16 protein-coding genes and 1 pseudogene are annotated in these 14889 nt (G+C 44.4%); 10 read left to right on the top strand and 7 right to left on the bottom strand.

The window, feature by feature from the left end; translation table 11 throughout:
* The 3 genes from EWV68_RS11255 to rpiA form a co-directional block, all read left to right on the top strand.
* Positions 1-474: RNA-guided endonuclease InsQ/TnpB family protein (locus tag EWV68_RS11255; RefSeq protein ID WP_287169817.1), on the top strand; the 474-nt coding region annotated here is incomplete at its 5' end.
* Between the two features lie 44 nt (positions 475-518).
* Complete coding sequence (locus EWV68_RS11250; protein WP_002797628.1) at positions 519-1046, top strand: RNA recognition motif domain-containing protein; 528 nt, start codon at positions 519-521, stop codon at positions 1044-1046.
* 72 nt (positions 1047-1118) lie between these two features.
* Positions 1119-1829, top strand: coding sequence for a ribose-5-phosphate isomerase RpiA (gene rpiA, locus EWV68_RS11245; protein ID WP_008198690.1), 711 nt, complete (start codon positions 1119-1121; stop codon positions 1827-1829).
* A 98-nt stretch (positions 1830-1927) separates the two neighbouring features.
* On the opposite strand, the gene recF is transcribed toward rpiA, so the two are convergent.
* Positions 1928-3055, bottom strand: a complete 1128-nt coding sequence (gene recF, locus EWV68_RS11240; RefSeq protein ID WP_061431132.1) for a DNA replication/repair protein RecF — start codon at positions 3053-3055, stop codon at positions 1928-1930.
* Positions 3056-3220: 165 nt separating this feature from the next.
* On the opposite strand from recF, the gene EWV68_RS11235 reads away from it, so the two are divergent.
* From EWV68_RS11235 to EWV68_RS11225, 3 genes are all read left to right on the top strand, one after another.
* Positions 3221-3793 (top strand): DUF2808 domain-containing protein, encoded by a 573-nt coding sequence (locus EWV68_RS11235; protein ID WP_287169816.1) that lies wholly within the window; start codon positions 3221-3223, stop codon positions 3791-3793.
* A gap of 174 nt (positions 3794-3967) precedes the next feature.
* Positions 3968-4132, top strand: coding sequence for a metallothionein (locus EWV68_RS11230; RefSeq protein ID WP_287169815.1), 165 nt, complete (start codon positions 3968-3970; stop codon positions 4130-4132).
* A 35-nt stretch (positions 4133-4167) separates the two neighbouring features.
* The gene (locus EWV68_RS11225) at positions 4168-4602 is read left to right on the top strand and encodes an ArsR/SmtB family transcription factor (protein ID WP_172963168.1); all 435 of its coding nucleotides are present in this window, start codon (positions 4168-4170) and stop codon (positions 4600-4602) included.
* Here EWV68_RS11225 and EWV68_RS11220 read toward each other — a convergent pair.
* Positions 4599-5387: a pentapeptide repeat-containing protein gene (locus EWV68_RS11220; RefSeq protein ID WP_012263945.1), complete on the bottom strand. Its 789-nt coding sequence runs from the start codon at positions 5385-5387 to the stop codon at positions 4599-4601. The two genes, EWV68_RS11225 and EWV68_RS11220, sit on opposite strands and share 4 nt — an antisense overlap.
* Before the next feature lie 201 nt (positions 5388-5588).
* On the opposite strand from EWV68_RS11220, the gene EWV68_RS11215 reads away from it, so the two are divergent.
* Positions 5589-8651 (top strand): sll1366 family intein-prone helicase, encoded by a 3063-nt coding sequence (locus EWV68_RS11215; RefSeq protein WP_287169814.1) that lies wholly within the window; start codon positions 5589-5591, stop codon positions 8649-8651.
* Here the strand turns inward: EWV68_RS11215 and EWV68_RS11210 are convergent.
* From EWV68_RS11210 to EWV68_RS11190, 5 genes are all read right to left on the bottom strand, one after another.
* Positions 8648-9541 carry a DUF6515 family protein gene (locus EWV68_RS11210; protein ID WP_287169812.1) on the bottom strand — a complete coding sequence of 298 codons (894 nt, stop codon included), beginning with the start codon at positions 9539-9541 and terminating at the stop codon, positions 8648-8650. The two genes, EWV68_RS11215 and EWV68_RS11210, sit on opposite strands and share 4 nt — an antisense overlap.
* A 182-nt stretch (positions 9542-9723) precedes the next feature.
* A complete protein-coding gene (locus EWV68_RS11205) occupies positions 9724-10056 on the bottom strand; it encodes a type II toxin-antitoxin system PemK/MazF family toxin (RefSeq protein WP_147072359.1) in 333 nt (110 codons plus the stop codon).
* Positions 10053-10295 (bottom strand): AbrB/MazE/SpoVT family DNA-binding domain-containing protein, encoded by a 243-nt coding sequence (locus EWV68_RS11200; protein ID WP_002772118.1) that lies wholly within the window; start codon positions 10293-10295, stop codon positions 10053-10055. Before EWV68_RS11200 ends, EWV68_RS11205 begins: the two co-directional genes overlap by 4 nt.
* Before the next feature lie 91 nt (positions 10296-10386).
* Positions 10387-11163: a DUF2092 domain-containing protein gene (locus EWV68_RS11195; protein ID WP_287169810.1), complete on the bottom strand. Its 777-nt coding sequence runs from the start codon at positions 11161-11163 to the stop codon at positions 10387-10389.
* Positions 11164-11195: 32 nt separating this feature from the next.
* Positions 11196-11858 (bottom strand): potassium channel family protein, encoded by a 663-nt coding sequence (locus tag EWV68_RS11190; RefSeq protein WP_061431143.1) that lies wholly within the window; start codon positions 11856-11858, stop codon positions 11196-11198.
* 430 nt (positions 11859-12288) lie between these two features.
* Between EWV68_RS11190 and EWV68_RS11185 the strand changes: the two genes are divergently transcribed.
* The 3 genes and pseudogenes from EWV68_RS11185 to EWV68_RS11175 form a co-directional block, all read left to right on the top strand.
* Positions 12289-13266: a helix-turn-helix domain-containing protein gene (locus EWV68_RS11185; RefSeq protein WP_287169809.1), complete on the top strand. Its 978-nt coding sequence runs from the start codon at positions 12289-12291 to the stop codon at positions 13264-13266.
* 355 nt (positions 13267-13621) lie between these two features.
* Positions 13622-14149: a hypothetical protein gene (locus EWV68_RS11180; RefSeq protein WP_287169808.1), complete on the top strand. Its 528-nt coding sequence runs from the start codon at positions 13622-13624 to the stop codon at positions 14147-14149.
* Between the two features lie 328 nt (positions 14150-14477).
* A pseudogene (locus tag EWV68_RS11175) lies at positions 14478-14777 on the top strand (SulP family inorganic anion transporter); the annotation flags it as partial.
* Between the last annotated feature and the right edge of the window lie 112 nt (positions 14778-14889).

Here is a 14889-nt window from a genome sequence, read left to right as displayed (position 1 = left end):
AATGATCTGGTAGTCTATGAAGCTTTAAAGGTAAGAAACTTAGTCAAAAACCGTAAGCTTGCCAAGTCGATTTCCGATGCTTCTTGGTATCAATTCACTGAATGGTTGAATTATTTTGCCAAGATTTATCGGATTGTTTGTGTTGCTGTGCCGCCGCATTTCACTTCTCAAGATTGTTCAGTTTGTGGGACGAGAGTGCAAAAAACATTAAGCACTAGAACTCATCAATGTCCTAACTGTAAAACAGTCTTAGATAGGGATCATAATGCAGCAATAAATATTCTTAAAAAAGGGTTACAATATTTGGGAAATTATCTCAACGGTACTGTTGGGCAAACAGAAACCGACCCAAACGCCTTGGGAGAGTCCGGCCTCTGGATTCTTAATGGAGACATTGAGAATCTAAGCTGTCTCGTTGAACAAGGAATTTCTAACAGCAATGTGGAAAGAATCCCCCGTCACAGCGTAGCTTGACGGTGGGAGTATGTCAAATCACCCTATACTTGGAGGAATCCATCATGTCCGTTCGTCTATACGTTGGTAATTTGCCCAAAGAATCCGTCGAGCGCGAAAAATTACAGGCGCTTTTTGCCGATGAAGGGGATACGATTACCACTAAAGTCATCAAAGATCGCAAAACTGGCAAATGTCGCGGTTTTGCCTTCGTTACCGTCCCTAGCGATGAACTAGCTGACCAGTTTATCGAAAAATACAACGGCCAATCCTTCATGGAAAACCCGATCAAAATCGAGAAAGCTCTCCCCCGCAGCAAGGGAGGTAAAGAAGAAGGAGAAGAAGCAGAAGGGCCGGAGGCCAGCGTAGAAACCCCGGAAAAAGTCGAAAGACCGACTCCGAAACCGACGACGGCAGCACCGCGCAAATCCAGTGGTGGTGGCGGCGGCGGCAAAAAACGCAAGGCTGAACGGGGTGGCAGTAGTACCCCGAAAGTTACCGGCGATGGTGACGCTTTACAGCCAGATCCCCGTTGGGCTAATGAATTGGCTAAACTCAAGGAAATGTTAGCAGCTCAGGCCACTAATCCCTAATTCCATTGACAAGAGGGCAAGGGATAGCCGATAACTAAGAGGTTCAAAACATCGCTTTTAGGAATGTGCATCATGACAGCAATCGATCCGATCATTATCATGAAACAGGAGGTCGGTAAAGCCGCCGCTAATCTAGTTCAATCTAATTCGGTCGTGGGATTGGGAACTGGTTCAACAACGGCCTACGCGATCGAGTATCTGGGCGCTAGACTGCAAAGCGGGGAAATCAGCAATATTGTCGGGGTTCCTACTTCTTTTCAAGCGCAAGTTTTGGCTAGGAAGTACGGAATTCCCCTCACTACCCTCGATGTCATCGCAAAGATGGATATCGCTATCGATGGGGCCGATGAGGTGGATCCCCAGAAAAACCTGATTAAAGGCGGCGGTGCTGCCCATACTCAGGAGAAAATTGTCGATAGTCTCGCCGATATTTTTGTCGTGGTAGTGGATGGCAATAAGCTGGTGGATAAGTTGGGATCGACTTTTCTTTTGCCGGTGGAAGTGTTACCCATGGCCATGACTCCGGTGATGCTGAAATTAGAGGCCCTTGGTGGTAAACCTTCTCTCCGCATGGGAGTGAAAAAAGCTGGCCCCGTGGTGACAGATCAAGGCAATTTAGTTATCGATGTTAAATTTGATAGTATCGATGATCCGGCTGATTTGGAAAGAACTATTAATAATATGCCGGGGGTTTTAGAAAATGGTTTATTTGTCGGGGTTGCTGATCTGATTCTCGTCGGTGAAATTATCGACGGTAAGCCGGTAGTCCGCGAGATTAGGTAGGATTAATTATTCTTAATCTAATAGTGAAACAGGCCTGCGGCCTGTTTTGTTATTATGGGTATATATAGACAAAGAGCAAAATAACGAGAGGCTATAGGTTAATAAAAAATATGTCCCTTTTTGACAGAAAATACTTGGGAAGATTGCAACCAACGGGACTCAAAAGAACTGAGATGAGTGGTGGTAATTAAAGTTTGAAAACGGTCTTCGATCGCATCTAATAATTGATTTTGTCGTTCGATATCTAATTCCGCTAAAACATCATCGAGGAGTAGTAGGGGAGGTTCCCCGATAATCTGCTCTAATAACTGTAATTCCGCTAATTTCAAGGCTAAAACTAAGGTTCTTTGTTGTCCTTGGGAACCGTAGGATTTAGCGGGGTTTTGGTTAATTAAAAAATCCACTTCATCCCGGTGCGGACCGACTACCGATGTCCCTAGTTGTTTCTCTGCCAAACGACGGGTTTCAATCTTATCTAAAAAAGCCCTTTGTACTCCATTGACATCATCTTCTACCCAAGGCACATTAGGAATATATTGTAATTCTAAAAGTTCGGTTTTTCCGCTAATACTTTCGTGCCATTTTTGGGCTAAAGGAATTAATCTTTGCAGGACTCGCGCCCTTCTTCTCGTTACTCTTGAACCGGTTTCTGCTAGTTGTAAATCCCAGAGTTTTAGCTGGGATAAATCCCCATAAACTTTTCCCTCTAATTCCTGTTTACGAATCTCTTTTAAGAGAGCATTTCTTTGTCGTAAAACCTGATTATATTGCTGTAAAATATGAACGTATAGGGGTTCCAATTGAATTAATAAAGTATCTAACCAATCTCGGCGAGCTTCCGGACCACCGCGCACTAAATCCAGATCGAGACTAGAAAATTGTACCGCATTAATCACGCCCAAAAAATCGAGATGACGGCGCAGGGGTTGACGGTCACGGATCACGGTGCGACGACCGGAAGAACGGAGAATTAAACTTAATTCTGATGCTCCATAAAGACGATTAACCCTAGCAAAAATTCTCGCCTCCGAGTCCGATTCTAGCACCAGATCCCGATCCTTGCTGACTCGATGGCTCTTGAGAGTCGCCAAAAGTTCGATCGCTTCTAGTAAATTGGATTTTCCCTGAGCATTATTGCCCAATAATATTGTTTTTTTGGACTCGAATTTTAGCAACTGTTCGGCATAATTTCTAAAACTGTGAAGATGTAGGTGTTCGAGATACATTGCAAGTTGGGGGTTAGCTGTTGGGGGTTGGGGAAGTGCGGTGTGGGGTGTGGGGAGAAAACAACTGATCACTGATCACTGATCACTGATAATGGCAGCGGTTTAGGGTTAAGTGAATTTGGTATAATTCCTCTTGACAATCAATATTTTATAGTAGCTTTTACCTTGAAAATTCCTTTTTTGCCTTTAAAACAGACTGAAAGTCTATCTAAACTCGCTTTGATTGCTATACTCGCTTTTGATGCTTCTGTCTCCCTTGCAGGACAATTTCCCGACGGCAGAGTATTTTTTGAGAGTTCTCCCACTCTGGTTAATTTCTCCGCTACTTTCCAATCCGTGCGTGCTTGGGGAGCCAAATACTATCTTACCATCGCTCTACCGCCGTCTCTCGGGGCGCCCTTGGGTAAAGTAACCATACAACAGCAGCCTAATATTCAAACTATTGCTTTTCTTCTCGATCAAACCTTTGCTTTTCTTGGCGATCGCAATCAGCGAGGCGAAAAATTAACCCTAAAATCCACCACTTTTGACCCCAATACTCAGACGATTACGGTCATTTTTGATCCTCCTGTCCCCCCCGGTAATACCGTTTCCATCGGTCTGAAACCAGTACGAAATCCCGATTATGGTGGTGTCTATCAGTTTGGAATTACTGCTTATCCCCCCGGAGACAATTCTCCCGGATTAGCTCTAGGAGTCGGACGTTTAACAATTTACGATGCTGGCGATCGTTGGTAGGCTGTTCCGCGTCTAAACACAGTAAACAGTGAGCAGTAATCAGTGAGCAGTAAATATGAGATGACTGCTCTAACTTTCCCCTCTGAGTTTTAGAAAAATTTAACTTTATTCAATCCATGAACATCTGTTCAGATGTTATACTAAAGTCAGTAAAGAAGTTCCGAGGTAGTAACCATGATCGCTGTCACCACCATGAAATGTGCTTGTGAATCCTGTACGTGTCAAGTATCGATCGCCGATGCCATCAAAGAAAACGATAAATACTACTGTTCCCAAGCTTGTGCCGATGGTCACGTTGACGGGAAAGGCTGTGGACACCAGAGTTGTATTTGCGGTTAAATTTAGTTATTGGGGAGAAGGGGACAAGTATCGGCATGGAAGATTCGATCGATACCTCCCTTTCTCAACTTTCCCTTAATAACCGATCAGGAAAAAATATGGCCCTAGAGAAAATAGCACCGGTTTGTGGGGAATCCCATCACCAAGAGGCGAAATTCCAGCACTTGCAGGGATTAGAACTAGAAAAAGCCCAAAAAATGGCCGAATTTTTCAGCCTTTTGGGGGATGCCAACCGCCTAAGAATTCTATCGCTTTTAGCCAAACGAGAATTATGTGTTTGTGACTTAGCCGACGACTTAGGGATGAGTGAATCGGCCGTATCGCACCAGTTAAGAACCCTAAGAGCCTTAAGATTAGTTAAATACCAAAAACAGGGACGGAGAGTCTTTTATCGTCTTGCCGATCATCATGTTCTTGACCTTTATTACGCGGTCTCGGAACATTTAGAAGAGCCAGCGGACGAGGACTAAAACAGTCCCAAAGCGGGTAAAACAAACTGTAAGAGCAGAGAACCAATCCCCTGCACCATTTGGTCTAATTGAGCGTTGCCACCACCTTGTTCTCGCGGTTTTAGGGCGATTTCCATGCCTTTAATAAAATTCTCTGCCGCTTCGTAACCGGGGGTATTACCTTGTCGTTCAAAGAGAGTCGAAGCCATTTGAGCGTCCTGGGCTGCTAGCGCATTTTGTCCCAGACGATAGTGAGCCATGGCCCGGGCCAGATAAGCTGGAGCATATTCTGAGTTAATTGTCAAGGCCTTATTAAAATTTTCTATAGCGGCGCTGGTGCGTCCCTGTTTTCCTTCCACCATTCCTAGACCATAGAATAGTTCAGGAGTACCGGCACTACTGGGAATTCCCACCGCACCCTGCACGTATGCAGTGTCTAGTTTGGTGTTGTCGAGGTTAGCATTATTGAGATAAGTGCCTCTTAAATCCGCACCCGTCAAGATTGCCCCGGTTAAGTTCGCTCCAGTGAGATTAGCACCAAAAAGAGAGGCTCCAGTTAAATTTGCGCCACTCAGATCCGCCCCACTTAAATTAGCTTGACTAAGATTGGCCCCGACGAGATTGGCCCCATTTAATTTTGCCCCGACTAGATTCGATTGCACTAACCCCGAACCGCTCAGATCGCATTGGGGACATTTTCGGGTGGATAATAATTGCTGTAGGTGGTTTAAATCTTCCCCATAACCAACTAGGGAGAAGTTCAGGGGAAGACTGAGGACGAGGGTGAGGGCGATCGATTTGTACATAGTTTAAAAATAAATCTATTTATTATTACTGATAATAACCATTCGATCGGGGCTAATCGCTTAACTAGATTCTGCTTGAGAAATCAGCCCTTGTCCACTAAAATAGAAGATTAGAGGCTCTTAACGTCAGAAGAAGCGACAAAATCGAGATTTGTTACCTTTTCAACAGCAAGTTTTTTAGAGGAATTTCCCTATTTCATAATGACTACTCTACACGGTAATTGGCTGATTCGTTCGCAAGATAGTGTTTTTTTTCTTTGGGGTGAACAGTGGCAAGGGAAGGAATTAAGTGAAACAAAGGAAAATCATCCTTTTTGTCTAGAATCTGGGGCATTAGCCCAATTTATCGAGAAATTTTCTCCTCAGCTTGACCGGTATTCTCCAGAATCAATCAAGCTCAGTTTACCTAGTTATTCCCCCCCTAGGAAAAAATATTTTTTACCGCTGCTGTCGGGGCAAATTCTCGAACCCACAGCTAAATCCTTGTCTTGGCAACCATGGCAGGTATCGGGATTAACTTTTTCTGCGGGGATGATAGTGCGGTTATGGGAGAAATTACCCCTAGCTAAGGCCGAATTTATCGGCAATGATCTACGATTTTGGCTGTATTTGCACCGTTGGAGTTTAGATTTATTAGCAAGGGGAAAGTTTTTAGCGGGAATAAATCAGGGTGAAAGTTGCTGGTATCCCCTGCTAGATAGTACCATCGATCGCACTCGTTTAGCTAAGTTTATCCAAACCATCCCCCCGGTCTGTCTTGCCTATCAAGAAAATAGCGAACCACAAACAATTATTCTCGATTGCTTGAAAAATATTGTCGATGCTCGTTTGCGACAAAAGATAGATAGTACTGTTAATATTTCGCCGTCATTGATGGTAAAACCCTGGCTACAATCTTTAAGCGGTGATCATCATGAGATTGCTTTAGAAGCCAAGAATTTACAGCGTCTAGAAAATGCTTATCATAACTGGGTGTTTCCTATCCAAGAAAGTTTGGTTAATGGCAATAATCGCCAATTAATCGAGAATCAATACCGTGTCTGTTTATCTTTACAACCTCCCAGTCTAGGGACAGTGTGGAAACTCACCTATTATTTACAAGCGTTAGATGATCCCGAATTTCTCATTAGTGCCAAGTTGATTTGGTTAGAGGGCAAAGAAAGTTATCATAGTTATCAAAGAGTTGTCAATAATCCTCAGGAAATTCTCTTAAAAGGATTGGGATTAGCGGCGCGATTGTACGAACCAATTAGAATTAGTTTAGAGCAAAGACACCCGGAGGAATGTTCTCTTGATTCCATCGAAGTTTATCAGTTTATTCGCTCGATCGCTTGGCAATTGCAAGATCAGGGATTAGGGGTAATTTTGCCAACGGGGTTAACTGCTGGTAGTAATGAACAAAGATTAGGAATTAAGATTGCTGCCAGTGTAACTCCCAAAAAAGGAGAAAGATTAAGTTTAACCAGTTTATTAAACTTTCAGCTTAAATTAGTGGTAGGGGAACAGGAAATATCGAAAAAAGATTTTGATAAGTTATTAGAGAAAAAATCGCCAGTGGTGGAAGTGGGGGGCAAATGGTTAATCCTACAACCTACGGATGTCAAAGCAGCTCAGGCAATTTTAAATAATACCATTACTCCCCTTAATCTCTCGGTAGAGGATGCCCTGCGCTTGAGTTCAGGAGATAATAATCTAATTGCTAAACTGCCGGTAGTTAATTTTCAAGCGGAGGGAGCATTAAAGGAATTAATTGATAATTTAAATAACAATCAAGGGATTCAATTAATCAACCCACCGCGGGAATTTCGGGGGGAATTACGTCCCTATCAAATCAAGGGAGTTAGTTGGTTAGCTTTCCTAGAAAAGTGGGGTTTAGGTGCTTGTTTAGCCGATGATATGGGTTTAGGAAAAACCCCGCAATTAATCGCTTTTTTACTAGCATTAAAAGAACAGGATATGTTAGTTAATCCCGTGTTAGTGGTGGCTCCCACTTCTGTGGTTAATAACTGGGAACATGAATTAAGAAAATTCGCTCCCACCCTGGCTGTTTTTGTGCATCATGGCGAAAAAAGATTAAAAGGTAAAGCTTTTGCTCAAGAGGTAAAAAATAAATCGGTTGTTATTACCAGTTATCCTTTAATCTATCGCGATCTGTCCACTTTGGAAGCAGTACAATGGCAAGGTTTAGTTTTAGATGAGGCTCAAAATATTAAAAACTCTACGGCTAAACAATCCCAAGCAGTGCGAAAAATACCCGCAGGATTTCGCATTGCCTTAACCGGAACTCCCGTAGAAAATCGCCTGACGGAATTATGGTCAATTTTGGATTTTCTCAATCCCAATTTTTTAGGAACTCAAACATTTTTCCAGCGTCGTTTTGCCCTTCCCATTGAAAAATACGGCGATCAAGAATCCCTGCATAATTTACGTTCCCTTGTCCGTCCCTTTATTTTACGGAGATTAAAAACCGATAAAAATATTATTGAAGATTTACCAGAAAAACAGGAAATGAATATTTTTTGTGGTTTATCGAAAGAACAGGGACAACTTTATCAACAATTAGTCGAGACAACGCTCCAGAAAATTGAAGAAATTCAAGGAATTCAGAAACATGGATTAATTTTAACCTTGCTAATGCAACTAAAACAAATTTGTAATCATCCCGCCCATTTTTTGAAAGAAAATAGTTTAGAAACCAGTCAAAGATCGGGAAAATTATTACGTTTAGAAGCCATGGTAGAGGAAGTGATAGCAGAAGGCGATCGAGCTTTAATTTTTACACAATTTGCCGAGTGGGGAAAACTCCTACAAACCCATCTCCAGAAAAAATTAGCCGAGGAAATATTATTTCTCTCCGGTTCTACCAAAGCAAAAGATCGGGTAGAAATGATCGAGCGCTTTCAAAATGATCCCCAGGGACCAAAGATTTTTATTCTCTCCCTGAAAGCGGGGGGAACAGGATTAAATTTAACCCGCGCTAATCACGTTTTTCATATCGACCGATGGTGGAATCCGGCCGTAGAGAATCAGGCCACCGATCGCGCTTTTCGCATCGGACAAAAACGCAATGTTCAGGTACATAAATTCATCTGTACGGGAACCCTAGAGGAACGCATTAATGAGATGATCGAAAGCAAAAAACAATTAGCGGAACAAACCGTAGATGCTGGGGAAAATTGGTTAACAGAATTAGATACCGATCGCCTGCGAGATTTATTATTATTAGATCGATCGGCAATTATTGATGAAGAAGAAACCGATTAGAAGCGAACCACCTGATAAACCGTGGAACCATTCTCAAACAGGGGCTGATAGTAGATACCGCTACAATTGTAATAAAGCGTATTGTCAGCCGTGATTGTGGTGCAGCCGTCGGGAAGATAGGTGACAATCGCACCGATGGGAGGGGCCACCACCGTGTAGGAACTACCGCTAGGCTGAAGATAGATGCCGTCCGAGTAAATGTAGGAAGTGGAACCCACATAGACGGTATTGTAGTAGGGGGGGAGAGTAGCGATCGCTGAACCGATGACTAAGCCAGTGGTTAACCCTACCCAACCCCAACCCGGGGGGACATAATAACCGCCACCGTACCAACCGCCACCACGCCAGTAACCGTTGCGATTATCGTCAATAAAGTTCTGACGGTTCTGTTGGCGATCGCTAACCTGCTGCTGCCGTTCACCCTGTCTTTCGCTGCGTTCCCCTTGACGGGTATCGGTTCTTTCGGTGCGTTCCCCCTGTCTTTCCCCCTGTCTTTCGGTGCGTTCCCCTTGACGGTTTTGTTGATTAGTTTGTCTTTCCCCCTGTCTTTCGGTGCGTTCACCCTGCCGGTTTTGTTGACCGGTTTGCCGTTCACCCTGTCTTTCCGTGCGTTCCCCTTGACGGTTTTGTTGACCGGTTTGCCGTTCACCCTGTCTTCCAGAAAAATCTCTAGAGGGTTGGGAACGATTACTAAAATTCCCTCGGTTTTGCAGATCACTACTGCGGTTAACCCGTGGGGAAGCTCCACCACCCCCACGACTACCACCACCACCGCCACGACTACCGCCACCACCGCCACCGCGAGCGTCCACATAATCCGTTACCAGTAAACTTGTACCCAAAAGGAGGGCGGCAAGAACACATAAGTTTTGACATAAAGATCTTTTCATGGCCCGGACTCCTTGATTTTTTTATCTTCCCAGATTATTTTCTGCAAGCGTTCGACGGTTTCTGGTGCAAAAAAAACGCTCTCCTGTTTCTACACGAACTCTGGCGGGAACATTTTCTATAATAAATCTGGGTTGGGTTCATAATTAATATCGCTCTTCTGGGACTTTTGAGAATGTCCCTGTCAGAACAGAATCGGCTTAATTCTTCTGAGAACATCCTGGAGCAACTGTTCTGGACACTTGCCGATAAAGCTCGCTTTTCTCGCTCGGAAGTCCAACGATCGCAGCTGATCTACCATGATAACTCCTGTCACTGCCTCTCCATCTGGAATCTTGACGTAGAAAGGGTTCTGGCGTTGCGTATTGCTCACCGGACAGACAAAGGCAAAACCAATCTTGCGATTAAAATCAATAGGGCTTACCACCAGTGCTGGACGATTACCCATTTGCTCATGCCCAATTTGTGGGTCGAAGCTCAACCGCAGGAAATCTCCACGTTCTGGAATGTATGTCACCAAACCTCCTCTCCCATTGGCCGTCCCCAATCCACTTCCGGCTCCGGTGATTCAACAACCTCAGCCAGTAGTTCTTCTAGGCTTAACTCAGGCAAGGCTTGAATTAGCTCAATTACTAGCTTTCCGTTTTCCACAGAACATTCAACAACGTCATTGGGATTGAGGTTTAGTGCTTCCACCGCATACTTGGGAATCCGAATCGCTAAAGAATTACCCCAGCGTCCAATCTGCGACTTCATTATCCCACCTCGAATTCGTTAGATATTTAAAGTATATCAAAACGCTGATTTAGGGGAATACCGACAAGCGATCGCATTTTATGAACAGGGTTTACTGCTGGGATTGATTATCCCTAGGGGGTAGAAGTTCGATAGGGATCGACTCTGATCCCGGTTGGAAAGTGAAAGTATCGGCGGGGGTACTGGGATTAAAATTCCAGTCGGATAATATTGCCGTGTACTGGGGTGAACCGGGTAGAGTTTTATAGGTGATAATCGCTTTCCTCAGTAGGGGGGTGGCATCCTGCGTGACCCAGATTTGATAATCGCGATCGCTACCGATCAGCAGCAGATGATACATCGGTTCGCGGTTGACCATGTCGTTGCCGATAAAAATAATTTGCCTGACATCGGCCATTAGATCTGCACAGGGATCGTTGGCTGCCAGATTGGACATGGGAATAGTGATTCCGTACCTTTGCTCTACTTGGTCTAAGGCTTCATCTAGAGTATTCGGAGCCGGTTTGGTGACGTATAGATCCCGTTCCAGATCCGCGAGGGTGAAGGTTTTACCGTCGTAAAAAAAGCGGGTGACTCGTTCATCTCCAGTGTAGTCCGAGCGCAGGCGATCGGGTTTCTCTACCCAGATGTTTTGATAGGCACTGTACTGAACTTTCGCCCCGGATTCGAGTACATCGTCATAGGTGACATCCATATTGACGGTGAACGATCGCTGTTTGGTTAAATTAGCACAGAGTTGCTCGATCACCTGTTCCGCCGTTTTTGGGCGGATTTCCTGGGATAGAGTCGGTATTTCCGCCAAGACTCCTGCGGCAGTGACCCAAGGCAAAAGTACAGAAAGAATCGGCATAAAGCGACGCATAATCATCTAATATTCTCCAAGGCGCTGGATTGTTTTGGTTAACGACCATTGTGTAAACTGACTAAACGAGCGATAAAAACGGCGGGATAGAGAACTCCAGTCATTCCTTCTAAATTGGCTAGAACTCTAGCGACTTTACTGGTAGGAACTATATCACCGTAACCAACCGTGGCCAGGGTAGTAAAGCTGAAATGAAGTAGATCCGCCTGGTTGACGGTTTTAGCGGCGGAGCTAAAGGAATCGGGTTCAAAAATCTGGACGATACTATAAGCGGATGCCCAGAAAAATCCTAGGAGAAAATAGACACAAATTCCCCCTTTGATGATATCGGATGTTACCTGTTCGGCGAGAATTAATTCTTGTAAAATCGAGTACACGCATAAACTAACAAAAGCTAGAGAAATTAATGTACTAGATAGCTCGAACCAACGGTTGAAATCGCTATAAATAGGGATAATCGTGCTGAATGCTCGCAGGAGGAGGGCAATCAAAAACAGACCGATATTAAATCTTAAAGCCAATTTACTTCGATCGATCTGATAGACGGCGATGATCAGAGAGAGGGAGAAGAAAAAGAAAATCAGCCAATCTCCCAGGGGTAGATATACTAAAAACGGGTAAATAATGTAGAGCGAGAGCAGATTTGCCAGCAGCCGATTGTATTTATTTTCTGTTGCCCGCATCAATTGACGGAATTTCATAGCAGCGAACCTTTAATTGGTAATATTTCCTCCTGCTCATCAATTTTAAGGGTATTTATCTCCTATCTTCTTTCTAAATTTTCTTGCTTGAATAAACAGCGAGTTTCTATCTATTAGCCTCTAGAAGACTATTATAGACGCTTGGTAAGAGCGATCGCTATCAAAAAATGGCAAACTTAGACTTATAGATAGAACTTTTCGGTAATTTTTTTATTAAGAATTGACCATAAATTTTAAAAAATATTGCGGATAACGAGAAACCCCTATTTCTTTCAATCAAGGAAAAAAGTCAGAGTCTGACGTTATTAACCCATAAAAGCCAAAAAACTCTACAATTAAGATTAGTGAGGTATCCTGCATATTTACAAGAGAATAACTCTCAATAATACTTAATAATTTTTAATAATTCCGCTATCCCAAATCAGACAAAATGAATATCAATTTACAGCCCCTGATCGAGACGATTACTTTTCACGATATCGATGAACTAGGGTCGCGGATGAGAGCTTTTCGTTGGGACATGGTTCATCGACCGATCGAGGCGGGAACTTTCGAGGGGGAACTGTTCGTAGCTCAAGTCGGGGGCATACAATTCGCCCGACCGATTTACAATCGAGGAATTCGTTCTCAAGGGGATTCTCCTCCCGGGACAATCACCGTCGGGATACCCTTGTCTACACCCCGAGTCCTCAAGTGGCACGGGTATTCTTTATCGTCGAATTCCGCTCTCTTGCAGAAAAGTTCCAGGGGAATCGATATGCTTCGATCGGGAAACTTGCCCCTCGCTCTGGTTACTATCGATAACGATTCTCTGTTTTCCCAGGCCGAACAAACCGATCGGCTCGGGGTAGCATCTTTAATTACGGATTCAACCCTGGCAATTCAACCAGAGCCGACTGTCCTGAGACGATTCCGCTCTCATTTAAGATATATTTTTGAGCTTTTCTGGAGACAACCCCAGACAATTCTAGAGCCAGCTATGCAATCGCTGATCCGAGAGGATTTTATCTCTCTGGTTCTAGATGTACTCGATTCCCATCAAAACGATCCGCCGCTGCGCCCTTCAATACGACATCCCTACATTAAGCGAGCAGAGGAGATCTTACTGGACAATCTCGATCGCCCCCTCTCGATCCTCGATCTTTGCCAAGAACTTCACATCAGTGAACGTACCCTCCGTTACGGTTTTCAGGAATGTTTTGGCCTGGGACCTGCGACTTATCTCAAAATTCAACGTCTTAACGGGGTACGACGACAACTAAAAGCCTCTGCGGGTAGGGGAATTACCGTTAGTGCGATCGCATTACAGTGGGGATTCTGGCACATGGGTCAATTTGCCAAAGATTATAAGAAAATGTTCGGTGAGTGTCCGTCGGCAACTTTGCGAGATAATTCTTTAACAAAATAAAAGTTAGATTTGCAGAATTTTGATAGTTTCTCCGAGCCTGCCAAAGTTAAATATTAGTAGTAAATATTGAATCCTAGCTTTCTTGGGTATGTGAGCGGGGTTTGTGTTTGGTTAGGAGAGTAAAAACGAGGAGCAATTCTCTGAACATCTCACGGGTTGACGCACAAAAATTAACCCCAGAAGAAACAGGAGAACTCGCTCCACTGCGAGCGATAATGACCAAGTCCCGCGCCAAAAATTAGAATTAGTGAGAACTTTGGTCACGGAAAAAGTCAAGGCGGGACAATTAAGGCTTAATTATCTTTAATCGTCCCCGAAGAGCCAATTTTAGAAAAACTTAACGGGAAAAACTATCATGTTGACAAAAACTTTCAGCTTTCTCTGGGCTGGTTTAATCCTCGGACTGACCTCGATGGCCGTTGTCGCCAGTACCAAAGATCAGGCTACCGAACTTCCGAAAAACTGTCAGTACCTCAAGGAAGTAGCCACTAATCAGACCCATATCCGCAAACAGATCGATGCCATAGGAAAGAATAACTTTAACACCGATTTCGCCGTTCCCTCCGGGGTGAAATTCGCCTCTTTTAAAGGGGTAATGGTTCCCGAAAACGATGGCAAATACGGAGTGACGATCAATCTCAAATATCCCGATAATTCAGTCAATAGCGCCTTCCAGAAAAATGTCGAAATGAAACGGGGCGAAACCTATTCTTTACCCTTCCAATCACCCACGGGTAGACAGCCCTATCAGATTAATTTTAATATTAACGGCATGAATAATAACGCCTACACGATCGCGGTAATGGCCTGTAGACTTTTTGGAAACCAAAAAGTGCCAGATCCCGGAGTGATCGGGTGGAAAATTCAGGTACTTTTTCCCTGAAAATTAGGTAATTGACCCCCTCAAAATCGCTAAAACCCTACACCCCACCTGCCCCCCCGATGTCGGGGGCGTTGGGGGGCCACACCCTGCCACCACCGAAAAACTTTTTCAGCCAACCCTAAATAGCGATCGCTTTTATTGATAACCCTCTGGAGAGGCGAGGAAAAACGCGATCGCTCGCCGACAGGAAAGTTTTCCGCCAGGGCTAAAGGTCGAGGTCGCTTTTGAAGGGAAAGTCCCGCAAAAAAGACATTCCCACTCACGGATATTTAACGCTTTCTTGCCACCAATATTCCCACAACGCCGAACTTCGATGACAGGAGAAGAGATGAGGATGCCTACTCGATTAAATTTTTCTAGGGAGCGGTTTTCCCTACCCGGGTTAAAGCGTCTGCGATCCTATCGCTCGGCCTGGTTGCGGGGAGATATCATTGCGGGGATCACCGTGGCGGCCTATCTCGTTCCCCAATGTCTGGCCTATGCGGAACTGGCCGGAGTACAACCGATCGCCGGATTATGGGCGATCCTACCGCCGCTGCTCATCTATGCCCTGCTCGGTTCCTCACCACAACTCTCCGTCGGGCCGGAATCGACGACGGCAGTAATGACCGCCGCCGCTATCATCCCACATTCCGCACCCTAAAGTGTCACATTGAAAATTTTATCTAAATCGTCAAAACGATTGCCGGCTCTGAATTACAGGCTAATTTGTTTGCCCAGCAGATGCACAATTAGCCCTA

It is taken from the genome of Microcystis sp. M_QC_C_20170808_M9Col, from assembly GCF_007095495.1.
Lineage (GTDB): Bacteria > Cyanobacteriota > Cyanobacteriia > Cyanobacteriales > Microcystaceae > Microcystis > Microcystis aeruginosa.
This window is presented reverse-complemented; position numbering and strand designations above follow the sequence as displayed.

Coding starts and splice junctions, on each gene's coding strand:
- EWV68_RS11250 (WP_002797628.1), top strand. CDS start 519: ATGTCCGTTCGTCTATACGTTGGTAATTTGCCCAAAGAATCCGTCGAG.
- rpiA (WP_008198690.1), top strand. CDS start 1,119: ATGACAGCAATCGATCCGATCATTATCATGAAACAGGAGGTCGGTAAA.
- recF (WP_061431132.1), bottom strand. CDS start 3,055: ATGTATCTCGAACACCTACATCTTCACAGTTTTAGAAATTATGCCGAA.
- EWV68_RS11230 (WP_287169815.1), top strand. CDS start 3,968: ATGATCGCTGTCACCACCATGAAATGTGCTTGTGAATCCTGTACGTGT.
- EWV68_RS11225 (WP_172963168.1), top strand. CDS start 4,168: ATGGAAGATTCGATCGATACCTCCCTTTCTCAACTTTCCCTTAATAAC.
- EWV68_RS11220 (WP_012263945.1), bottom strand. CDS start 5,387: ATGTACAAATCGATCGCCCTCACCCTCGTCCTCAGTCTTCCCCTGAAC.
- EWV68_RS11215 (WP_287169814.1), top strand. CDS start 5,589: ATGACTACTCTACACGGTAATTGGCTGATTCGTTCGCAAGATAGTGTT.
- EWV68_RS11210 (WP_287169812.1), bottom strand. CDS start 9,541: ATGAAAAGATCTTTATGTCAAAACTTATGTGTTCTTGCCGCCCTCCTT.
- EWV68_RS11200 (WP_002772118.1), bottom strand. CDS start 10,295: ATGAAGTCGCAGATTGGACGCTGGGGTAATTCTTTAGCGATTCGGATT.
- EWV68_RS11195 (WP_287169810.1), bottom strand. CDS start 11,163: ATGATTATGCGTCGCTTTATGCCGATTCTTTCTGTACTTTTGCCTTGG.
- EWV68_RS11190 (WP_061431143.1), bottom strand. CDS start 11,858: ATGAAATTCCGTCAATTGATGCGGGCAACAGAAAATAAATACAATCGG.
- EWV68_RS11185 (WP_287169809.1), top strand. CDS start 12,289: ATGAATATCAATTTACAGCCCCTGATCGAGACGATTACTTTTCACGAT.
- EWV68_RS11180 (WP_287169808.1), top strand. CDS start 13,622: ATGTTGACAAAAACTTTCAGCTTTCTCTGGGCTGGTTTAATCCTCGGA.